Source organism: Ferrovum myxofaciens, from assembly GCF_013181415.1.
Lineage (GTDB): Bacteria > Pseudomonadota > Gammaproteobacteria > Burkholderiales > Ferrovaceae > Ferrovum > Ferrovum myxofaciens.
Window position 1 is genome coordinate 2,573,408 of sequence record NZ_CP053676.1, and the last position, 20,527, is coordinate 2,593,934.

A 20,527-nucleotide genomic window follows, 5' to 3' on the forward strand; every position below is an offset into this window, starting at 1 on the left:
GACCCTTTCATGAGAATTTCTGACTATGATATCGGTCCAGATCACCCTCCCTTCGTTATTGCCGAAGTGGCTCAAAGCCATGAAGGCAGTTTGGGTCAGGCCATGGCTTTTATTGAAGTGGCCGCCGAGTGCGGGGTGCAGGCCGTTAAATTTCAAACTCATTTGGCCGCAGAAGAAAGTACGGTGCACGAACCTTGGCGTGTTCCTTTCAGCCTGCAGGATCGTTCCCGTTATGACTACTGGCAGCGTATGGAATTTACGTTCGAGCAATGGAAGATACTCAAACTTCATGCAGAACGTCATGGCCTGGTGTTTTTAAGCAGTCCTTTTTCTGTTCGTGCCTGTGAATGGCTTGATGCCTTGGGCATGGCGGCTTGGAAAATCGCTTCCGGCGAGATCCATAACCCGGAACTGCTGGAATGGGTAGGGCGTACCGGCAAACCCCTCCTGCTCTCCAGTGGCTTGATGGCCCCCGAGGGTTTGCTGGCCTTGGCGCAAGAATTCCAGTGTCATGGTTCATCTGTGGCGCTGATGCACTGTACCAGTCGTTATCCCACCCCTCCGCAGGAAGTGGGCCTTAATCTGCTGGAAACCTTGCTCGAGGCGGAGCCTTCATTTCCGGTTGGATTGTCCGACCATTCGGCATCTCCTGTTCCAGGGATTGTGGCGACTTATCTGGGCGCCTCACTACTGGAAGTTCATTTGACGTTGCATGAACGGATGTTCGGACCGGATGTTCCAGCTTCCCTTACTCCCACCAGGCTTAAAGCACTGGTGGACGGTGCACTCTTTGCCTGGAGTATGCGTACCTCACCTGTTTTGAAATCAGTGCAACTAGAACGATTAGGCTTTGACCCTGCCATTTTTGGGCGATCCTGGGTGACTACTCAAGACCTGCCGGCCGGTCATTCCCTGACCCGTTCAGATCTGGCTTTCAAAAAGCCGGGAGGCGGGTTGGGTTATGAAGATTTGTATCACCTTCTCGGTCAGGTGTTGACCCGTGCGCTTCCCAAAGATCATCTCTTGGAAATCAATGATGTCCATCCCTCGTAAAATCCTTGTCGCTATTACCGCTCGCCCCAGTTATTCCCGTATTCGCAGTACCCTGCAGGCTTTGAATCAACAGGAAGACGTTGAATTGCACTGTCTTTGCTCCGGTTCCGCACTTTCGGACCGACATGGCCGGGTGGCCGACCTGATCCGTGAAGATGGATTCCATGTGGCGGCGGAGGGGGAGACCCTGGTTCCGGGGAATGATCCTGGACGTATGGCAGAAACCACGGCACAGACTATTTTATTTACGACGCGCCATCTGGAGATCGCCCGTCCGGATTGGGTCATCACCATCGCTGATCGTTATGAAACTCTGGGTACGGCAGTGGCTACATCCTATTTAGGGATTCCCCTGATCCATGTGCAAGGTGGAGAAATCACCGGAAATATCGATGAGCGGGTGCGTCATGCCGTGACCAAATTGTCCGATATTCATCTGGTGGCTAATGCCCAGGCGGCAGCGCGTCTCATGCGCATGGGGGAACATCCGGACAGTATCTATGTAACAGGGTGTCCTTCCATTGACCTGGCACGGGAAGCCTGTCAAATCTCCCTGGATGACCTGGCGTTGGCGTTGGTTGGACAGGAGGGATTGGATCATTTCAATCTCGAGGGCGAATTCATCATGGTATTGCAGCATGCGGATACCACAGAGCATGAGTCCAGTTATCGCCACATGATGATGACCCTGCAGGTGGTCAGTGCCAGTGGTTTGCCTTTCGTGGTTTTCAACCCCAACAGTGATGCGGGATCTGAGGCCACCTCCCGGGCGGTGACCGATTTTCGTCGGGATCATCCCCTTGCACCCATGGGAATGATCACCAATCTGGAGGGGCGCCTGTTCCTGCGTTTATTGCGTCAGGCGCGCTGTTTGATCGGAAATTCCAGTGTGGGGATTCGAGAATGCGCTTTTCTGGGTACACCGGTGGTGAATCTGGGCGATCGTCAGAACGGACGGGAACGTGCCAGCAATGTGCGCGATAGTCCATGGAAACCCCAGGCCATGGCACAGGCCCTGACCTATCAGTTGCAACAGAGTTACGCCGGGAGCCAGATCTACGGTTCAGGCCACTCGGGAGAGTTGATGGCGGATATTGTTGCCCATCTGGCTCTCCCGCGTAAAAAGCGCTTTCATGACCCCGCCTGATTCGGCGGGGATCCGGCGGTTCAGTCGTTCAGATGCCAGATATTCCGGGCATATTCCTGAATACATCGGTCGCTGGAGAAAACCCCCATGTGGGCGACATTGAGAATGGAGCGGCGTGTCCATTCCGTGGGATTGCGGTAAACATCATCCACCCGTTCCTGGGCGGCAATATAAGCTTCGTAATCCGCCAGCAGGAAGAAGCGGTCGCGGGTGGTGAGTTCTTCCACGATGGGGGCGAAGCGATGGGGTTGATCCGGCGAAAAATACCCCTGGGTGATCATGTCCAGTACCTGACGTAACTCCTCGTGGGTATGGACCAATTCCTGAGGGTGGTAACCGGTCTTTTGAAGTTGGGCGATCTGTTCGGCAGTCTCGCCGAATACGAAGAAGTTATCCCATCCTACGGCTTGCCCAATCTCGATATTGGCTCCGTCCAGGGTCCCCAGTGTAAGCGCACCATTAAGTGCCAGTTTCATGTTGCCCGTTCCTGAGGCTTCGGTGCCGGCGGTGGAGATTTGTTCTGACAGTTCGGCGGCAGGAATGAGACGCAAGGCAATGGTGACATTGTAGTTGGGAATGAAGACGACCTTGAGTCGATCATGGACCAGAGGGTCGTTATTGATGACTTCAGCCACGGCATGGATCAGGGCGATGATGCGCTTGGCAGCGGCATAACCAGGGGCCGCCTTGCCGCTGAAGATGACGGTGCGGGGGACCATGTGATCGCCCTGTCCCGAACGCAGGCGGTTGTAGCGGGTGATGACCCCCAGCACATTGAGCAACTGTCGTTTGTATTCGTGAATTCGTTTGACCTGTACATCGAACAGGGTCTCCGGATCCAGCGTCATGCCATGGCGCTGGAACAGATAGGCGGCCAGGGCCTGTTTGTTGGCTTGTTTTACCGCGCGAAAACGCTGCTGGAATATTTCATCATCGGCTCGGGGGGCCAGTGCCGAGAGTTGGGACAGATCGTTTTTCCAGGCATCTCCCAAAGTCTCCGAAAGCAGGGCCGAAAGACGGAAATTGGCTTCATTGAGCCAGCGTCTGGGGGTGATGCCGTTGGTGACATTGAGGATCTTGCCGGGATAGAGAGCGTCGAATTCAGCGAAGGTCGTGGATTTGAGCAACTGGGTGTGTAATTGGGCGACCCCGTTGACATGATGGCTTCCAACAATGGCGAGATGGGCCATGCGAACGCGCCGTCCGCCTGTTTCGTCGATGAGGGAAAGACGTTGCAGCACGCTGGGGTCGCCGGGGTGACGGTGGCGTACTTCCTCGAGCAGGCGGTGGTTGATTTCATAAACCAACTGCAGATGGCGAGGCAGTAACTTCTCCATCAAGTCGACGCTCCATGTTTCCAGCGCTTCGGGCATGATGGTGTGGTTCGTGTAGGAAAACAGACGGTTCGTGAGGTCCCAGGCCGAATCCCAATCCCAGTGATACACGTCCAGCAACAGGCGCATCAGTTCCGGGATGCACAGGCTGGGGTGGGTGTCGTTGAGCTGAATGGCTACTTTGTCTGCCAGCATGCTCAGGTCGGGATGATGGTTCAAATGACGCTGTATGATGTCCTGCAGGGAGGCGCTGACAAAAAAGTATTGTTGCTTGAGACGCAACATTCGACCTTCCATGCTGGAATCATCGGGGTACAAGACCATGGAGAGATTTTCGGATTCGTTTTTGTTGGCGACGGCCTCCATGTAATCGCCTTCATTGAAATAGCGCAGATCAAATTCGTGAGTGCCCCTGGCTGACCATAAGCGCAAACTGTTGGTGGTGGGGGTGGCATGTCCGGGTACGGGAAGATCATAGGCCAGAGCGAGGACGACCTCAGTATCTACCCAATGATAACGGGCTACGCCGTCTTCTTCACGGTAATGGGTGACTTTGCCGCCAAAGTGAATTTCGTAACTGACTTCAGGGCGGCGGAATTCCCAGGGATTGCCAAAACGCAACCAACTATCCGGACGCTCGATCTGCTCGCCATTTTCAATGTCCTGATGGAACATGCCATACTCATAGCGAATGCCGTAACCACAGGCCGAGTAGTTCAGGGTGGCCAGGGAATCCATGAAACAGGCGGCCAGACGTCCAAGACCCCCATTGCCCAGACCAGCATCCTCTTCCACGGCGCGAATTGATTCGAAGTCCACCCCCAGATCGGTCAGACATTCCCGACAGGTATCGAGCAGTCCCAGATTGTAAAGGCTATTGACCAACATCCGACCGAGGAGAAATTCGAGAGAAAGGTAATAGACCCGTTTTCCTTCGTGCTTGTGCAACTGCTCCTGGGTTTGAATCCAGTTTTCCACCATGCAGTCGCGTACGGCATGGGCAACGGCCACGAACCAGTCATGGCGAGAGGCTTTGTCCCGTGTCTTGCCAACGGTAAAGAGCAGGTGATTGGAAATGCTGCGCTGGAGCGATACCTTGTCCAGTCCTGGGCGATCGTGGGGAAGGGGCGGGGTCGAAGCACGTTTTGCCATGGAACACCTCTTGTGGATAGGGGGGAGGGGACCCTATGGTAATCCCAGCATTTCAGCAGAAGTGTTTCATTCTGTGACAGGTTTGATGGAGCTCTTTACCCCCTGGAAAGGACCTCACAGGCCCGTGTTGCGTGTTGTTCAGGAGCCCCGCAGAAGCAGAATGGCGGGGTCGAGCACCAGCATGAAATTGAGGATCATGATGGCCAGAATCGAAAACATAAAATGACCCCGGGCCCAGGATTTCAGGTGGAGATGATGACGGGTTTTCCAGGTCATGCCCAGCCAACTTCCACCCACAGTCAGCATCACGAGCAGGTAGGTCGGTCCGGTCAGGCTGTAAAAAAAGGGCAGCAGGGTGGCCAGTAGAAAGGCGCCAATGTAGTAGGGCAAACGCTGGCGCACTACTTCTTCTCCATGAGTGAGAGGCAAGAGACGGAGTCCGGCTCGACGATAATCCTCGAGGTGCAAGAGAGCAATGGCATGGGCGTGGGGAATTTGCCACAGGCAGAAGATCAGAAACAGGAACCAGGCCCCCGGTCCCAGATGGTGGGTGACTGCTGTGTAGCCTATCAGGGGAGGAATGGCTCCAGCGATGCTGCCGACCCAAATCCCCAACCAGGAATGACGTTTGAAATACAGGCTATACAAACCAACGTAGACAAAAATTCCGGTCAGAGAAACGGCCAGGGTCAGAAGATTGGTATGGCATCCCAGCACCCAGGTACCGCTGCCCAACAACAGGGTACCCCATGCCAAGGCTTGAGGGGCGGTGATTCTTCCCTGCGCCAAGGGACGCTGTCGGGTACGTTGCATGAAGGAGTCGATATCCCGGTCGATGAGGTTGTTGAAAACACAGCCGGCGCTGAGGATCAGGGCGGCACCCCAGAGAGTGGCATTGAGCAGGGACCAAGTTACCTGTCCTCGAGCGGCCAAACCAAATCCTCCGATTACGGAAACCAGATTGGCCAGCACGATGCCCGGCTTGATCAGGGACAAAAGATCCCGTCGGGACGGGGCAATTCTGAATGCGAGGGTATTCATCCCTAGGGGTCCATCCCCGACATCATGTGCAGGTTGGCGTTATGCATGATCCATAACGTGCCGCCCACCAGCAGGATGACAATGAGGAGGGTATAGAGGAGAGGAAGAAGGTGCCAAAGTTGTTCCGAGGAGGTGTCGACATGCAGGAAAAAATAAATCTGCACGGTAATCTGGAGAATGGCCAGTAGCGCGAGTATTCCGAACAGGAACGAAGACTCCAGGTGGGGGCCATAGAGAACCAGTCCAAAGGATGCCAGGGTCAGGAACAGGGAGGCGGCAAATCCCCCTAGATAGGAGCGCAGGGAGCCATGGGAGGGGACAGATGTTTTCATGAACTGACTCCCATGAGATAAACAAGGGTAAACACACCGATCCAGATCAAGTCAAGAAAATGCCAGAACAGACTGAGGCGGATCAGGCGCGACTGGATGGGAACGGTGATTCCCCGGCGCCTTATTTGCAGGATCATGTTGATCATCCAGAGCAGACCGATGGTGACGTGCAATCCATGGGTCCCCACCAGGGTGAAGAAAGCAGACAGAAAACCACTGCGCTGGGGGCCATTCCCTGCACTCATGAGACGGATGAATTCATGGATTTCCATTCCGATGAAACCCATGCCCAACAAAACGGTCAAGCCCAACCAGTAGAGCAGGCGAGTACGGTCCTGACGCTGCATGGACAACAGGGCAAAGCCGGCGGTGGTACTGGATAGAAGCAGACAAAGGGTTTCGACGAAGACATAGGGAATATCGAAAAGATCTTTGCCGGTTGGCCCGCCGGCAAAATTCTGATGAAGTACGGCATAGGTGGCAAAAAGTGCAGCAAAGAGGACGCAGTCCGTCATCAGGTAAAGCCAAAAGCCGAAGGTGGCAAGACCTACGGAATCATGCTCGGGGTGTTCCCGCTCGATGTTTCCGATGACGAGGGGGGGCTGGGCAGTGATCATGGCAAGGGGTGTCTCTCAAAAGTGAGTTTTTGGATGGGGAGTCCTTCTGCGTAGGAAACGGAGGCATTGGGGTGGCGTAAAGCCGTCTCGATGGCGCGAACCTCCTGCGCAGAGAGTTCCTCCTCGGTGTGTTCGTCCCAGGAGCGGACAATGACGCAGCCAAGAAGGCCTGCCAGGGCAAGGATGGCCGACCACCACAGGTACCAGACCAGAGAGAAACCCAGAACGAAGGTCAATCCCCCCATGATGGGCCCCAGGCTGGAAGAACGGGGCAGGAGGATGGCTTCATAATCGACCTCTTCAGCGTGGCGTGCCTGCTTTTTCATGGAGTGGAAGGCATCCCGGGTATGGATTTGGGGAATCCGGGCAAAATTATAGGCAGGCGGGGGAGAGGGAATGGACCATTCCAGGGTACGCCCATCCCAGGGGTCACCGGTTTCATCGCGCAACTGGGCGCGGTTGCGAATGCTGAAGGTGAGTTGCAGGATTTGACACAGAATGCCTCCAAAGATGATCAAGGTTCCGCCCAAGGCGACCACCAGATAAGGTTGCCAATGAGAATTGTCATAATGGAGGAGGCGGCGAGGCATACCCATGAAACCCAAGGCATACAGGGGCATGAAGGCGAGGTAGAAGCCGACGATCCAAAGCCAGAAGGCCCGTTTGCCCCAGGCTTCGTCCAGTTTGAAGCCAAAAACCTTGGGAAACCAGTAGGCATAGCCGGCAAAGTAGCCAAACAGTGCACCTGGGATCAGCATGTTATGGAAGTGGGCAATGAGAAATTCGGAATTGTGCAGTTCGAAATCGGCGCCGGGCACCGCCAGCAAGACCCCGGTCATGCCACCGATACAAAAAGTGACGATGAAACCCAGGGTCCACAGCACGGGGGTGGTGAATTCGATCCGCCCCCGGTAGAAGGTGAAGAGCCAGTTGAACACCTTGACTCCCGTGGGAATGGCGATGATCATGGTGGCAATGCCAAAAAAGGCGTTGACATTGGCCCCCGCCCCCATGGTAAAGAAATGGTGTAGCCAGACCATGAAGGAAAGCATGGCAATGGCGACGGAAGCATAGACCATGGAAGTGTAACCAAAGAGCCGCTTTCTGGAAAAGGTGGCAGCCACTTCTGAATAGATGCCAAAGGCGGGGAGGATCACGATATACACTTCAGGATGTCCCCAGATCCAGAACAGATTGGTGAACAGCATCAGGTTCCCCCCTCCGTGGTTGGTGAAGAAATGCATTCCCGCATAGCGATCCAGGGCCAGCAGGGCAAGAACCACCGTGAGGGCAGGGAAGGCCAGCATGATGAGTACATTGGTGACCAGAATGGTCCAGGAAAAGATCGGCATTTTCATAAGGGTCATGCCGGGCGCACGCAGGCGCAGGATCGTCACAAAAAAATTGATGCCGGTCATGAGGGTTCCCACCCCCCCCAATTGCAAGCCCCAGATCCAGTAGTCCACCCCCGGTCCGGGACTATAATGTTTTTCCGAGAGGGGCGGGTATCCCGACCACCCTGCGTGGGAAAAATTGCCCAGTCCCAGAGAGAGCATGACCAGAGCGGCGCTGGAGGCGGTCAACCAGAAACTTACTGAGTTGAGAAACGGATAGGCCACGTCCCGGGCCCCGATTTGCAACGGTACGACGATATTCATCAGGCCGATGAAAAAAGGCATGGCGACGAAAATGATCATGATCGTTCCATGGGCGCTGAAGATCTGATTGTAATGGTCCGGGGGCAGATAGCCTTGAGCGCTGCCTTCGGCCAGGGCTTGCTGGGTACGCATCAGTAGCGCATCGGCAAAGCCGCGCAGGAGCATGATCAGGGCCAGCACCACATACATGATGCCAATCCGTTTATGGTCGACGCTGGTGAACCATTCCTTCCACAAATAGGACCATTTCCCGTGGTACCAGATCAGGAATGCAATACACAGCAGGAGCATGGTGGACCCGCCCAGAGTCGCCATGATGATGGGGTTGTCATAGGGGATTTCGCGCAAGGTCAGGCGACCGAAAATGAGTTCTTCCACTGGGTTAATCCTCGATGGCAGTCATGGGTGCAGGGGAAGGAGACATCATCGTCATCGTCCTGAGCGTGGTGTCTTGGGACAGGATGTTGTCGAAAAGGTCCGGCAGCGCCAAGGAGTAGAGGCGAGGCGGTTCATTGATGGAGGGTTTTTCCAGGGCGGTGAAGGTGATGCGATCGAGCACCAGTCCTCCCGTTTTGACTTGGTGAACCCATTCTAGAAATGCTTCACGGGAAGTTGCCACGGTTTCAAACATCATGCCGGAAAACCCTTGCCCACTGAACTGGGTGTTGTAGCCCTGAAAGACTCCGGGTTGGTCAGCGATCAGATGCAGGTGGGTTTTCATTCCGGCCATGGCATAGATTTGTCCGCCCAGTTGAGGGATGAAAAAGGAACTCATTACCGCATCGGAGGTCAGGCTGAAATGAACAGGGACGCCGGTGGGAATGACCAGTTGATTGACGGTGGCAATATGCCATTCGGGGTAAATGAATAACCATTTCCAGTCCATGGCCACCACCTGTACTTCGAGGGGAGGCTGCTTTGAAACAATGGATCGATAGGGGCTCAAGGTATGGGAGGATGTCCAAACGAGATACCCCAGTACAGCAACGATCAAGGTTGGGATGGTCCAGACCACTACCTCGATGAGGGTGGAATGATCCCAGTCAGGAGCGTAGTCTGCCCGTGGATTGGATGCGCGGTATTTCCAGGCAAACAGGAAGGTCATGACAATGACGGGAACCACCACCAGCAACATCAACCCCAGGGCGGTTAAAATCAGGGTTTTTTCGTGGCTGGCAATCATGCCGCGCGGGGTCAATACTGCCCATTGATCCCCACAATTCCCGGTACATGCCCATAACCAGGAAGGACAGAGCAACAGTGCGCCTGCCCATGGAATGATCCATTTCTTCATCGATTTCTCCCTTTGCTCCGTGGAGTCTCACAGACTATCTGCAGAAAAATTGTTCTCCGCCATAATCTCAGAACCCGAGCGCGCCAGTTGTATCAAATCCTTCTCTGGGTAAGGCGGGAAGTCCCGGACGAAAGTTACGAGGATCTTGGCGAATGGTTTATACTGTGTCCCTTGATACAGGTGCCGCTGTGCGCGTTATCGCGTCCAGAGGTGAAACGGGAAGTTCGGTGAATGTGGGTAACCCCCCATGATTCCGGCGTAGCCCCCGCTGCTGTGATCCTGAGGAGTACCTGAGAGCCACTGCGTCGTTGAAGACGTGGGAAGGTGGGTACTTCGTTGAAGGTAAGCCAGAAGACCGGCCTGTATCCATGAAATGTGTTGTAGCCACGGGGTGTGGGCGGTAACGGGTCGAGCGAAGGCTGGGTTCTTTGCGGCGGCTTGAAGATCGGGAGGTTTGCCGATCACGCGGTGTTTCTGCCTCACTCCCTTACTGTCTTGATCATATAAGGGATTCGTCATGCATATCGAACCAGGTTATATTTCCTCCGCCAAAATCGCTGCGGCGAATGTGACCGCGCTTGGAATTTTGGGAAGCCAGAGTCTGGCTCTGTTACGCCAGCCCGCGATGGTGATTCGTACTGCCATTGCTGCGGTTTTTTTCACCCTGTTCATGCAAATGTATCACCTCCCAGTTGGACCCTCGGAATTGCATTTCGTTGGGGCCATGCCCATCTACCTCATTTTTGGTTTCGTGCCGACTCTGTTGGGCTTTGGTCTGGGTCTGATGCTCCAAGGGCTCCTGTTCGTTCCAACGGATCTCGTACATTTGGGGGTGAATACCCTGTCGCTGGCTGTACCCCTGGTGCTGTTACATGCTACGGTGGGGCATCGTTTGAAAACAGTCGATCTCAAAACCCTCCTCAAACTTGATGCGCTTTATTATAGTGGCGTGACTTTGATGGTGGGATTTTGGCTGTCGCTCAGCGAGATTCCTACGCCATTTTCGGCCTGGGCTGCTTTTGCGGCTTCGTATCTGGTATTGGTCATGATCGAACCAGTATTTACCTGGACCCTGTTGGTTGCTTTCAAAGGTCATCGGAATTCATCTCTTTCCCGCCACTGTTTTGAGTGCCGTGTTGAAGCCCTCGTACGTTGAGTATTGGGCATTGTCCGGGTCATCGAGTCATTTCAGGCAAGATTGGGAACCCCGGAGTGGGTAAGGTCTGGTTTGTTGGTGCGGGCCCTGGGGATCCGGAACTTTTGACCTTCAAGGGTGTGAAGTTGCTGCAGCAGGCAGGCGCCATTTTGTATGCAGGGTCTTTGGTGGATAAAGCCGCCACCTGTTATGCGCCCAGCCACTGTGAAATCCGTGACTCCAAAGACATGACACTGGAGGAGATCACGGCCTGGTTGATCGAACAGGCGGCTCGCCATGCCATCGTGATTCGCCTTCAGACGGGAGATCCTGGGCTCTATGGCGCATTGGTGGAAATGGTGCGGGCGTTGGACAAAGCCCAGGTCGAGTGGGCGGTGGTGCCCGGTGTTTCTTCCGCTTTGGCTGCTGCCGCTGCGGCAGGAGAGACACTGACCCTGCCGGAGGTTACCCAGACCGTGATCTTGACCCGGGTGGCTGGACGCACACCCATGCCTGCCGGAGAAGATCTGGAATCTCTGGCCGCGCATCATTGTACCTTATGCCTCTTTCTTTCCATCACGCTCTTCCCCGAGATCCAGCGCGCCTTGCGCGCGGCAGGATGGGCGGAGGACAGTCCGGTTCTGGTAGTACAAAAAGCCAGTTGGCCGGGAGAAGAAAAGATCGTGCGGGGGACTCTGGCCGATATTCGCGAGCGGTGTCGGCGGGAAAAAATTGGCAGTCAGGCCATGATCATTGTCAGTCCCGCCTTGGGTGCACGGGGGTGGGCCGAGATCAAACGTTCGAAACTGTATGACGGTACGTTTTCCCACCGTTATCGCAAGGCAAACAAGGAACCCGGAGACCTCTCATGAAGAATGAAACCATTTTGCTGGTGGGACATGGCTCCCGAGAAAAGAGCGGCAATCAGGAAATCGAATTCTTTGCGGAACAATGGCGCGGCCGTCAACCCCAGTGGATCATCGAAGTCTGTTTCATCGAATTTGCGGAAATTCTGGTTGAAGAGGGATTGAGCAAGGCAGCCCGGCGCGGTGGGCGGGTCGTGGTCGTTCCCCTCATTCTGAATGCCGCAGGTCATGTAAAAATGGAGATTCCGGAGCACCTCGAGCAGGCGCGCCTGCGTTATCCGGCGGTGGAATTTGTCTATTGCCCGCATCTGGGAGCCAATACCAAAATTCTGGCGATTCTCAAACGCAATCTGGCCCATGCCTTGGCCCAATTGGATATGCCGGATCCGCACAATACTGGGATCGTTCTCTTGGGACGGGGTTCTTCGGACCGTGTAGCCAATGGCGAGGTGGCAAAAATGGCACGCTGGCTCTACGAAGAGGGAGTGCACCCTTGGGTGGATATCGCTTTTACGGGAATTACCTACCCCCGTCTGGAATCGGTGATCCAACGGCAGGTCAAACTGGAGGCGCGGCAAATCGTCGTGTTGCCTTTCTACCTGTTCACCGGTACTCTGATCGAGCGTATTCGTCGCCAGGTCAATGCGATCGAAGTACAATATCCGCAGGTGCGTTTTGCCTTGTCCAGTTATTTTGGATTTGAGGAGGAGATCTATGTGCTGCTGGAGCAACGAATCCGAGAGGCGACGGATCCCACCGCCCAGCGCATGATGGAATGCGATGGCTGCAAATACCGCGAATTTTCCGCCGATCATGGACAGGGTAGTCATGCGCACGACCATCCTTCTGCGGTTGCTTCCGTACAATAGATCCGGGCCATGAAAACTCCGATCATCACCGAACAACTCACAGATGCAGGACGACGCATCGAACACGACTCCTTTGCCATCGTGGATCGTGAGGCAGGCCCCCATACTTACTCCGATGCCCAATGGCAGGTGGTACGTCGCATGATTCATGCTTCGGCGGATTTTGACTTCAATGGGTTGACCCATTTCCATCCCCAGGCCATCAGGGCGGGCCTGCACGCCATTCAAAGCAGGGCACCCATCGTTGCCGATGTGGAAATGATCTGTGTGGGATTGTCCAAACCCCGTCTGGAATACTATGGCATGCACCCCTATCAGTTCATTTCTGATGAAGATGTGATCGCCCAAGCCCAAATCCAGCATACGACGCGCGCGGTCCAGGCCATGCGCAAAGCTCAGGCACAACAGTTGCTGGAGGGGGGTATCGTGGCCATTGGGAATGCGCCCACCGCGTTACTCGAAGTTTTGCGGATGGTGCGGGAAGAACAGGTTCGGCCCGCTCTGATCATCGGAATGCCCGTGGGTTTTGTCTCTGCGGCCGAATCAAAAAACTTGTTGAGTCAGAGCACGGATTGCCCCTGGATACTCATAGAAGGGCGAAAAGGAGGATCCACTCTGGTGGTGGCTGCACTCCACGCCTTGCTGGCTCTGGCTGAAGTTCACACTGATTCTTTTTGAATCGCGTCCATGGAAAAGAAGCCAAAGGGCACGCGCAAGGGATTCACCACCGGCGCTTGTTCCGCTGCTGCTGCCCGGGCGGCGGTGCTTGGGTTGATTCAGGGTTCGGTTCCGGATGTGGTGGAATGTGATTTGCCCAATGGGGAACGGGTCCGGTTTTCTGTGTCCGAAGGACAGTCGGATGGTTCTTCGGCCCATGCGGTCGTGATCAAGGATGCCGGGGATGATCCGGATGTGACGGATAAGGCCGCATTGACTGCAGATGTCCGCTGGTTGCCCGATTTTCCCGGTACCGTGCACCTGAAGGGCGGTGCAGGGGTGGGTACGGTGACCATGCCCGGCCTTGGACTGGAAGTGGGGGGGCCTGCCATCAATCCGGTGCCGCGCCGCAATATCGAGGCCAATGTCCGCCAGGTGGCGCAGGCAGTCCTGGAGCGGCAGGGACTGGAGGTCTGCATCTCCGTACCGGGCGGCGAGATCCTGGCCAAGCGGACGTTAAATTCCCGTTTGGGCATCGTGGGGGGGATTTCCATTCTGGGGACGACAGGCATCGTGCATCCTTATTCGACGGCGGCATTTCGTGCCAGCGTCATCCAGGGCATCGAAGTGGCTGCCAATCAGGGACAGGACACAGTGGTGCTGACCACCGGGGGAAGAACCGAGAAATTTGTCATGGGGGTCTTGCCGCACCTGGCTCCCGCTTGTTTCGTGCAGATGGGGGATTTTTTGAAATATGCGCTGGATACGGTGGTGAAGTGCGGTATTGCAAGGGTCATCATTGGCGGGATGGTAGGAAAATTGACCAAGATCGCCCAGGGTGAAACCATTACCCACGCGCACCGCAACCCGGTGGATACGGATCTGCTGGCAGAGATTGCAGGCTCGGTGGGGGCTTCTGCAGAGGTATGCAGCGCCATTCGGCAATCAGAGATGGCGCGTTATGCCAGTGAACGAATGGAGGAATTGGGGTTGATCACGGAATTTTATGAGGCTTTGGGGAAACGGGTGATACAGACTTTGTATGGTCGTTATCCGGGGAAATTTGCCCTGCAGGTGCTGATGTGTGATTTTGACGGTCATCAATTGGCCCAGGTTTCTGGGGGAGATTGGCATGGTTGAACCTTGTCTGGTGATCGGCGTATTGGACAACGGAGTGGAGGGATTGCCTCCCGCAGTCCTCAAGGGCGTGCAGGAAGCGGATCTGGTCATTGGGGGAAGGCGGACCCTGGAATTATTTCGGACGGTGATCCGGGACGATGCCGAATGCAGGGATTTGACGGGGTGTTTGTCCCAGGTGCCCCAGTGGGTCGTTGAGGCCCAGCAGGGACATCGGCGGGTGGCGATTCTGGCCAGTGGAGATCCCCTTTGCCATGGTGTCGGAGGGTATCTGGTGGAGAAACTGGGCCGCTCATCTGTCCTGATTCTGCCCAATCTTTCCTTGATTCAAGTGGCCTGTGCCCGTTTGAAACAACCCTGGCAGGGGTTGCGGATTGCCTCCGTGCACAGCCGTGATGCGGGCGAATGGAGCGTAGGGGCAGGTCCCGAGCATGGGTTCCATGAGTTGTTGCAAGTGCTCGTTCGGGAAAAATTGGTGGGAGTTCTCACCAGTCCGGAGAATACGCCCGGACGGATTGCACGCATGTTGTTGGCGGAAGGGGTGGCCGGGGATTTTGAGATGGCTGTGGCGGAATGTCTTTTGCAGGACGGGGAATGCATTCATGACTGGATGGATGTCACGGTGGTGTCCCAACGTGGCTTCGCTGAGCCAAATGTGGTATTGGTGCGGCGCTGCGCTGTTTCGAAGGATGCCTTGTTTGGTTTGGAGGATGCGCGCTTTGATCAACGCAAACCCGACAAGGGATTGATCACCAAGCGCGAAGTGCGTGCGGTTTCCCTGGCCCGGATGGCTTTGCAGCGGGACAGTGTGGTCTGGGACATCGGGGCAGGTTCGGGGTCGGTGGGATTGGAAGCAGCTCGGTTGTGTACTCAGGGGCATGTTTATGCCATCGAGAAAAACACGGAAGATGGCGCTATCATCCTCAGAAACCGGGCCAGTTTGCAGGTGACCAATTACACCCTGGTACAAGGGAAAGCTCCGGCGGGTTTGGCAGAATGGCCCGATCCTGATGCTGTATTCATCGGCGGTTCAGGGGGCGAATTGCGGGAATTGATCCAGATATGTCTGGCAAGACTGAGTCCAGGTGGGCACTTGGTCATGAACTTTGCCACCCTGGAAAATTTGGGAACCGCTCTGGAGTGTCTTGCTGCTTCTGCCACCGTTTGGGATGTCACACAATTACAGGCAGCGCGGAGTCGTCCCATTCTGGAAATGCACCGCCTGCAAGCAGAAAATCCGGTCTGGATTCTCTGTGCCGAAAAACCAGTGTCTGAAGCAGGGGGCGTATGAGTGCTTTCGGCCGGCTGTATGGGGCTTCCCTGGGGCCTGGAGATCCGGGTTTGATCACCCGGCAGGTGTGGGCGTTGCTGCAACGGGAGAATCTCTACTGGACCTATCCGGTGCGTCGCAAGGGAGCGGACAGTCATGCGCTGGGCATCATCCAGCGCGCTGGACGGGCGTTGCCTGGCAGGAGTTGTCCGCTGATTTTCCCCATGACCCACGATCCGGAAATTTTGGCCGGTTATTGGTTGCGGGCGGCGGAAGCGGTGCTCGAACGGTTACGGACGGGACAGGATGTCGTATTTTTGGTCGAAGGCGATGCCTCGACCTACTCCACCTTTGGCCACTTGTCCCGCACCGTACGGGCCCTGGAGGCAGAAGTGGTCATCGAAACCTTGCCAGGGGTTTCCTCCTACCATGCGGCTGCGGCCACCGTGGGTATGCCCTTGGCCGAGACGGATGAAACCATTGCCATCATTCCTGCCAGTTATGGAATTGAGATGATCGAGCGTTTATTGCTGGATTTCGATACCCTGATTTTGCTCAAAGTCAAACCTTTGCTGGATGACATTCTGGACCTGCTCGAACGGCGTGAATTGTTGGCCCATGCGGCGTTCATCGAAAAGGCGGGCACCCCGATGGAACGGGTGGAACGTGCAATCAACCGTTTGCGTGGGCAAAAAGTCAATTATCTGTCCTTGATGTTGGTGCGTAATCCGGCGCGGGTGCGCGGGACGATCCTGCGCGGCTGCCGAAAAAAAACTTCTCTTTCGGATACTTCTGTCCATGAATAATATGACTGCTCCCCATGTCGCGCTTGTTGCGATTACCAAACATGGCCTGGCTCGCGCTCTTGCCCTACTTGCTCAATTGCCTGAGGCACACCTGGTGGTGACGGAAAAATTTGCGCCTGCGATCCCTCCTGCGTTGCCCAATCCGGTTAAGATCCTGTCCGGGGCGTTGAGTGGTCATATGGCAGACCTGTTTTCCAACTACGATCAACTGGTCCTGTTCATTTCCCTGGGCGCAGTGGTACGTTTGATGGCTCCTCATCTCAAGTCCAAGGATGAAGACCCTGGGGTGGTGGTGATCGATGATGCGGCCCGCTACGTGATTCCTGTTCTGTCGGGGCATGTGGGAGGAGCCAATGCCTTTGCCTTGCACCTGGCTGAACTGCTGGGCGCCGAAGTTGTCCTGACCACTGCATCCGATGTGGGGAAAACCATTCCCGTGGATATTTTGGGGCGCGAATTGGGCTGGCAGGTGGAGGCCCCCAAGATCAATATTACCCGGGTTTCGGCCCATGTGGTCAATGGAGAGCCCATCGCTTTCGTGCAGGAAGCCGGGAGCCGGCAATGGTGGACGCGTCCCACTCCTCTCCCTTCCAATATTCACCTGTTCGATGAATTCGAGAAGGTGGATCTGAGCTCGTTCAAAGCCGTACTCTGGGTGACTCGGCGTGAAATTTCAGCATCGGTATGGGAACAGTTGAAGGAGCGGCTGGTCGCGTATCGCCCTCCACTGGAGTAGCGAGATGAAAGTCATGGTGGGCGTGGGGTGCGATCGGGATGTGGCATTCGCTACCCTGCAGGAAGGGGTGAGTTTGGGCCTTCAGCAGGCGGGGCTGACGGAAGATGCCGTCGTTGGCTTGGCAACCATCGACCAAAAGAACGATGAGGTGGCTGTGCTGGAACTGGCTGCAGTGAAAGGTTGGCCACTGTTTTTTTTTAATGCGGCACAACTGTCACAAGTCCCGGTCCCCAATCCTTCGGAAACGGTGCGCCGGTATATGGGGACTCCGGCGGTGTCTGAAGCTGCCGCATTATTGGCAGCGGGCGTTGGGCTGGAAGGTCTGATACTGGAAAAATTCAAACATCGTGGCGCGGACCGGAAACATGCCACGGTGTCCATTGCACTCATGAAGAGAATTGAATGAAAACAGGAAAAATTTTAATGGTGGGTTTTGGACCTGGTGCCGCGGAACATATGACCTATCGTGCGCGTGCGGCCATTGCCGAGGCAGATGTGGTCATTGGGTATTCCACTTATATCAAGTTGGTGCAGGATCTTCTGGTAGGCAAGGAGATTATTCGCAAGGGGATGACGGAAGAGATCGATCGTTGCGTCGAAGCCTACGAACAGGCGTGCCAAGGCAAAACGGTCGCTCTGATTTCTTCGGGGGATATTGGCATTTACGGGATGGCAGGTCCCACCTATGAAGTGTTGCTTCAGGCCGGCTGGACGCCGGAAAGCGAGATCAGGGTGGAGGTCATTCCCGGTGCCAGCGCCTTGAATGCCTGTGCATCCCTGGTGGGGGCTCCTTTGACCCACGACTTTTGTTCCATCTCACTGTCTGATCTCCTGACGCCCTGGCCGGTGATCGCCCAACGTTTGCGGGCGGCTGGGCGAGGAGATTTCGTCATCGCCCTCTACAATCCAAAAAGTGGTCGGCGCACCCAGCAGATCGTGGAAGCCCAGCGTCTGCTGCTGGAATACCGGGACCCCGGGACGCCTGTGGCGGTAGTCAAATCTGCCTACCGTCGCCGCCAGAATATTCAACTCGTTACCCTGAAAACCATGGCAGACCAGGATATCGGCATGCTGACCACGGTGTTGATTGGGAATAGCAGCACCTTTATGCGCGCTGGATTAATGGTGACGCCCCGGGGGTATACCAATAAATATGAAGGATTGACGGGGGATACAAAGCCGGGAGAGCAGGCCGGGCATTCTCTGACTCTGGGGTTGGGGGGATGGCATGAGTTCGTTCAGATTCACCTGCAGACCCACCCAGACCACTCTTTGCGGCAGGTGGCAGACCATTTTGATGCGCCCCTCGCACAGATTCTGGAAGCCGTGGCAGGAACCGTGGAAGACAATGTCCTCAATGGAGTTCTGGTTCGTCATTTTGCCTCAGAGGAACTCGAACGTCTCTTGCAGGAAATGCGCCAATGGGGGAAGTTGCGTGCAGTGGTGCGCCATGGGGGGAGCGTTGCGGAACTCTTGCTTCATGCCCGGGATTTTTCCCTGAATTCAGGTCGTCTGAATCTGATTCATGAGCATTTTCATTTACATGTAGATGTGTCCTCCCTGGCCCATGGCTGGTTTGTATGGCAGGAGACGCGTCAGACCGGGATCTATTTTACGGATTCCCATGGGGATTTCGTGGTGTCTTTTCTCTTGACCAAGAATGGAGAAGGAAAGTGGTCGGCGGAAGAATGGAAAAGTTTTTACAGTGCGTTGACGACGATAGGAACGAAGACATTCAAGAAAATGGAAACAGAGGAGAAAGCGCATGAGTGAGGATGTGGATCATTTTCCGGTCAAACCTACCATCGGGAACTACAAACGTCACCTGTTGGTGTGCACGGGCCCACGGTGTACCCTGGAAGGGGAGTCCCAAACTCTCTTCGACAGTTTGGGAGAGAAATTCAAGGCGGCAGGACTCGACAAAGGGGCGCTGCGTGTCAAACGCACCCGGGTGGCATGTTTTGCAGCCTGCAAGGGAGGGCCCATTCTCTGTGTGCAACCGGATGGGGTATGGTATTACAACGTTACTTCGGAGAATCTCGAGCGGATCGTTCAGCAACATCTGGTGGAAGGTATGCCCGTGGAGGATCTGGTTTTTCATCAGCAGATAACAGATTGATCTTCGGTCCGGTTCCTCAAAGGTGCGACGTCTTGAAATTCCACTTGGCAGGATCTTCGACATTCAGAATGGTGTCACCGCATTTGCTCAAGTCGAGCATGAGCGGTTCGATGAAAACATTTTGTCGGGTTGAATAGAACGCCTTGACCTTCGGTGTCATCAGGCTGTCTGGGTGTTGTTCCACGACATAAGCCAAGCGCCCGGATTTTAACTGGACGAGCGTTCCTGACGGGTAGAGTCCCACCGTTCGAACAAAGGCATGAAAGACGGTGCGATTGAATTGGCCTTCCTGCCATTCGGCCATTTTTCGAATGGCTTGGCCCAATGCCCACCCGGTTTTGTAACTGCGTTCCGAAGTGATGGCATCATAAACGTCGCAGCAGGTGCCCATATTGGCATAGATCGAAATTTTTTCTTCGGGCAACCAATCCGGGTAACCCTTTCCGTCCATCCTTTCGTGATGATGGGCGCATACATCGAGGATGATTTCATCGTCGATGCCCAAGTTTTGCAAGAGATGGTACCCCAGCAGAGGATGAGATTTCATCATCTCGAATTCCTCGTCAGTCAAGCGGGCTTGTTTGTTGAGAAGAGACAGGGGGAGCAAGGTTTTACCAATATCGAGCAATAGTCCGGCCATGCCCAGTCGTTTCAACAGATTGTTGTCAAACCCCATTTGTTTTCCCAGAGCAATCATCAAAGCGCATACGGCTACCGCATGAAGATAGGGGTAAGTTTTTTTGGTCTTGGCGTGAAGAAGACTGATGAGCGCTTCTGAATTACGCAGTACGGAATTGCAGATATCTTCGACGAGGTGCTGGGCAGTCGTCAGATTGACCGGGATATCCATGCGGGCTTCCGTCAAGAGGCTATGGATCACGCCGCGAGACCGGGCATGAATGCCGCGTGCCAGAACCAGTTCATCCTCAAAACTGGTTTTTTGAGTGGCGACTTTGATCGCTCTGGCTTCCTTGATTGTTTCCATCAATAATGATGGAACCAGCGAAGGAGAGGCGACCGGGGCAGAGGGTTCCGTATCTCTCCCTTTGTCGGGATCGATCCATACCTCTCGGATGCTGCTTTTTTGTAAAGTGATCAAGTCATTTCGGTCACTGATCACAAACGAGGATACCCAAAAGGGATGATCCATCCAACTCCCACAGATTTCGTGGACAAACATTCCGATTCTCAGATCGTCGACGGATATCTTTTTCATGAGGGTTTGACAATAGCCAAGGTAATACCGTGATTTCTTATTGAATCAATAGAGTTATTGTTCGACGGGCCTTTTCCGCTATGGTACA

The 20,527-nt window shown here is 54.9% G+C and carries 20 protein-coding genes and 1 riboswitch; of the genes, 13 read left to right on the forward strand and 7 right to left on the reverse strand.

The window, feature by feature from the left end:
• The first annotated feature begins 9 nt into the window (after positions 1–9).
• Together HO274_RS12810 and neuC are read left to right on the forward strand one after the other, a co-directional pair.
• On the forward strand, positions 10–1,053 hold the full coding sequence (locus HO274_RS12810) for an N-acetylneuraminate synthase family protein (protein WP_273120226.1): 1,044 nt from the start codon (positions 10–12) through the stop codon (positions 1,051–1,053).
• Positions 1,034–2,200, forward strand: coding sequence for a UDP-N-acetylglucosamine 2-epimerase (gene neuC, locus HO274_RS12815; protein WP_273120228.1), 1,167 nt, complete (start codon positions 1,034–1,036; stop codon positions 2,198–2,200). Before HO274_RS12810 ends, neuC begins: the two co-directional genes overlap by 20 nt.
• 20 nt (positions 2,201–2,220) lie before the next feature.
• Here neuC and HO274_RS12820 read toward each other — a convergent pair whose 3' ends face one another.
• The 6 genes from HO274_RS12820 to cyoA all read right to left on the reverse strand — a co-directional run bounded on the left by HO274_RS12820 (position 2,221) and on the right by cyoA (position 9,628).
• Entirely contained in the window at positions 2,221–4,686 is a 2,466-nt protein-coding gene (locus tag HO274_RS12820; RefSeq protein ID WP_273120230.1) for a glycogen/starch/alpha-glucan phosphorylase, read from the reverse strand.
• A 138-nt stretch (positions 4,687–4,824) separates the two neighbouring features.
• Entirely contained in the window at positions 4,825–5,727 is a 903-nt protein-coding gene (gene cyoE / locus HO274_RS12825; protein WP_051861729.1) for a heme o synthase, read from the reverse strand.
• Positions 5,728–5,729: 2 nt separating this feature from the next.
• Positions 5,730–6,059, reverse strand: a complete 330-nt coding sequence (gene cyoD, locus HO274_RS12830) for a cytochrome o ubiquinol oxidase subunit IV (RefSeq protein ID WP_031595050.1) — start codon at positions 6,057–6,059, stop codon at positions 5,730–5,732.
• On the reverse strand, positions 6,056–6,676 hold the full coding sequence (gene cyoC, locus HO274_RS12835) for a cytochrome o ubiquinol oxidase subunit III (RefSeq protein ID WP_273120235.1): 621 nt from the start codon (positions 6,674–6,676) through the stop codon (positions 6,056–6,058). The genes cyoD and cyoC overlap by 4 nt, the downstream gene beginning before the upstream one ends.
• Positions 6,673–8,700: a cytochrome o ubiquinol oxidase subunit I gene (gene cyoB / locus HO274_RS12840; protein ID WP_420537412.1), complete on the reverse strand. Its 2,028-nt coding sequence runs from the start codon at positions 8,698–8,700 to the stop codon at positions 6,673–6,675. The genes cyoC and cyoB overlap by 4 nt, the downstream gene beginning before the upstream one ends.
• 16 nt (positions 8,701–8,716) lie before the next feature.
• A complete protein-coding gene (gene cyoA / locus HO274_RS12845) occupies positions 8,717–9,628 on the reverse strand; it encodes a ubiquinol oxidase subunit II (protein WP_273120240.1) in 912 nt (303 codons plus the stop codon).
• Between the two features lie 161 nt (positions 9,629–9,789).
• A riboswitch (cobalamin riboswitch) is annotated at positions 9,790–10,006 on the forward strand.
• A gap of 139 nt (positions 10,007–10,145) precedes the next feature.
• Here cyoA and HO274_RS12850 point away from each other — a divergent pair.
• From HO274_RS12850 to HO274_RS12900, 11 genes are read left to right on the forward strand one after another with little or no spacing between them, the layout of a single operon-like run.
• Positions 10,146–10,784: an energy-coupling factor ABC transporter permease gene (locus tag HO274_RS12850; RefSeq protein ID WP_273120242.1), complete on the forward strand. Its 639-nt coding sequence runs from the start codon at positions 10,146–10,148 to the stop codon at positions 10,782–10,784.
• A 2-nt stretch (positions 10,785–10,786) separates the two neighbouring features.
• A complete protein-coding gene (cobM, locus tag HO274_RS12855) occupies positions 10,787–11,635 on the forward strand; it encodes a precorrin-4 C(11)-methyltransferase (protein WP_411463566.1) in 849 nt (282 codons plus the stop codon).
• The gene (locus HO274_RS12860) at positions 11,632–12,498 is read left to right on the forward strand and encodes a sirohydrochlorin chelatase (RefSeq protein ID WP_273120246.1); all 867 of its coding nucleotides are present in this window, start codon (positions 11,632–11,634) and stop codon (positions 12,496–12,498) included. Before cobM ends, HO274_RS12860 begins: the two co-directional genes overlap by 4 nt.
• Before the next feature lie 9 nt (positions 12,499–12,507).
• A complete protein-coding gene (locus tag HO274_RS12865; RefSeq protein ID WP_031595038.1) occupies positions 12,508–13,176 on the forward strand; it encodes a precorrin-8X methylmutase in 669 nt (222 codons plus the stop codon).
• 9 nt (positions 13,177–13,185) lie between these two features.
• Positions 13,186–14,295 carry a cobalt-precorrin-5B (C(1))-methyltransferase gene (locus HO274_RS12870; protein WP_031595037.1) on the forward strand — a complete coding sequence of 370 codons (1,110 nt, stop codon included), beginning with the start codon at positions 13,186–13,188 and terminating at the stop codon, positions 14,293–14,295.
• Positions 14,288–15,583 (forward strand): precorrin-6y C5,15-methyltransferase (decarboxylating) subunit CbiE, encoded by a 1,296-nt coding sequence (cbiE, locus tag HO274_RS12875; protein ID WP_273120251.1) that lies wholly within the window; start codon positions 14,288–14,290, stop codon positions 15,581–15,583. The genes HO274_RS12870 and cbiE overlap by 8 nt, the downstream gene beginning before the upstream one ends.
• Positions 15,580–16,368: a precorrin-2 C(20)-methyltransferase gene (gene cobI, locus HO274_RS12880; protein WP_273120254.1), complete on the forward strand. Its 789-nt coding sequence runs from the start codon at positions 15,580–15,582 to the stop codon at positions 16,366–16,368. The genes cbiE and cobI overlap by 4 nt, the downstream gene beginning before the upstream one ends.
• Positions 16,361–17,104, forward strand: coding sequence for a cobalamin biosynthesis central domain-containing protein (locus HO274_RS12885; RefSeq protein ID WP_062188070.1), 744 nt, complete (start codon positions 16,361–16,363; stop codon positions 17,102–17,104). The genes cobI and HO274_RS12885 overlap by 8 nt, the downstream gene beginning before the upstream one ends.
• 4 nt (positions 17,105–17,108) lie before the next feature.
• A complete protein-coding gene (locus HO274_RS12890; protein ID WP_273120259.1) occupies positions 17,109–17,510 on the forward strand; it encodes a cobalamin biosynthesis protein in 402 nt (133 codons plus the stop codon).
• On the forward strand, positions 17,507–18,877 hold the full coding sequence (cobJ, locus tag HO274_RS12895) for a precorrin-3B C(17)-methyltransferase (protein ID WP_273120261.1): 1,371 nt from the start codon (positions 17,507–17,509) through the stop codon (positions 18,875–18,877). The genes HO274_RS12890 and cobJ overlap by 4 nt, the downstream gene beginning before the upstream one ends.
• A complete protein-coding gene (locus HO274_RS12900; RefSeq protein ID WP_031595030.1) occupies positions 18,870–19,223 on the forward strand; it encodes a (2Fe-2S) ferredoxin domain-containing protein in 354 nt (117 codons plus the stop codon). The genes cobJ and HO274_RS12900 overlap by 8 nt, the downstream gene beginning before the upstream one ends.
• Before the next feature lie 16 nt (positions 19,224–19,239).
• Here HO274_RS12900 and HO274_RS12905 read toward each other — a convergent pair whose 3' ends face one another.
• Positions 19,240–20,439, reverse strand: a complete 1,200-nt coding sequence (locus HO274_RS12905) for an HD-GYP domain-containing protein (RefSeq protein ID WP_273120263.1) — start codon at positions 20,437–20,439, stop codon at positions 19,240–19,242.
• Between the last annotated feature and the right edge of the window lie 88 nt (positions 20,440–20,527).

Excerpts from the sequence above, each read along its gene's own strand:
- HO274_RS12810 (WP_273120226.1), top strand. The coding sequence starts at position 10 with ATGAGAATTTCTGACTATGATATCGGTCCAGATCACCCTCCCTTCGTT.
- neuC (WP_273120228.1), top strand. The coding sequence starts at position 1,034 with ATGATGTCCATCCCTCGTAAAATCCTTGTCGCTATTACCGCTCGCCCC.
- HO274_RS12820 (WP_273120230.1), bottom strand. The coding sequence starts at position 4,686 with ATGGCAAAACGTGCTTCGACCCCGCCCCTTCCCCACGATCGCCCAGGA.
- cyoE (WP_051861729.1), bottom strand. The coding sequence starts at position 5,727 with ATGAATACCCTCGCATTCAGAATTGCCCCGTCCCGACGGGATCTTTTG.
- cyoD (WP_031595050.1), bottom strand. The coding sequence starts at position 6,059 with ATGAAAACATCTGTCCCCTCCCATGGCTCCCTGCGCTCCTATCTAGGG.
- cyoC (WP_273120235.1), bottom strand. The coding sequence starts at position 6,676 with ATGATCACTGCCCAGCCCCCCCTCGTCATCGGAAACATCGAGCGGGAA.
- cyoA (WP_273120240.1), bottom strand. The coding sequence starts at position 9,628 with ATGAAGAAATGGATCATTCCATGGGCAGGCGCACTGTTGCTCTGTCCT.
- HO274_RS12850 (WP_273120242.1), top strand. The coding sequence starts at position 10,146 with ATGCATATCGAACCAGGTTATATTTCCTCCGCCAAAATCGCTGCGGCG.
- HO274_RS12860 (WP_273120246.1), top strand. The coding sequence starts at position 11,632 with ATGAAGAATGAAACCATTTTGCTGGTGGGACATGGCTCCCGAGAAAAG.
- HO274_RS12865 (WP_031595038.1), top strand. The coding sequence starts at position 12,508 with ATGAAAACTCCGATCATCACCGAACAACTCACAGATGCAGGACGACGC.
- HO274_RS12870 (WP_031595037.1), top strand. The coding sequence starts at position 13,186 with ATGGAAAAGAAGCCAAAGGGCACGCGCAAGGGATTCACCACCGGCGCT.
- cbiE (WP_273120251.1), top strand. The coding sequence starts at position 14,288 with ATGGTTGAACCTTGTCTGGTGATCGGCGTATTGGACAACGGAGTGGAG.
- cobI (WP_273120254.1), top strand. The coding sequence starts at position 15,580 with ATGAGTGCTTTCGGCCGGCTGTATGGGGCTTCCCTGGGGCCTGGAGAT.
- HO274_RS12885 (WP_062188070.1), top strand. The coding sequence starts at position 16,361 with ATGAATAATATGACTGCTCCCCATGTCGCGCTTGTTGCGATTACCAAA.
- HO274_RS12890 (WP_273120259.1), top strand. The coding sequence starts at position 17,109 with ATGAAAGTCATGGTGGGCGTGGGGTGCGATCGGGATGTGGCATTCGCT.
- cobJ (WP_273120261.1), top strand. The coding sequence starts at position 17,507 with ATGAAAACAGGAAAAATTTTAATGGTGGGTTTTGGACCTGGTGCCGCG.
- HO274_RS12900 (WP_031595030.1), top strand. The coding sequence starts at position 18,870 with ATGAGTGAGGATGTGGATCATTTTCCGGTCAAACCTACCATCGGGAAC.
- HO274_RS12905 (WP_273120263.1), bottom strand. The coding sequence starts at position 20,439 with ATGAAAAAGATATCCGTCGACGATCTGAGAATCGGAATGTTTGTCCAC.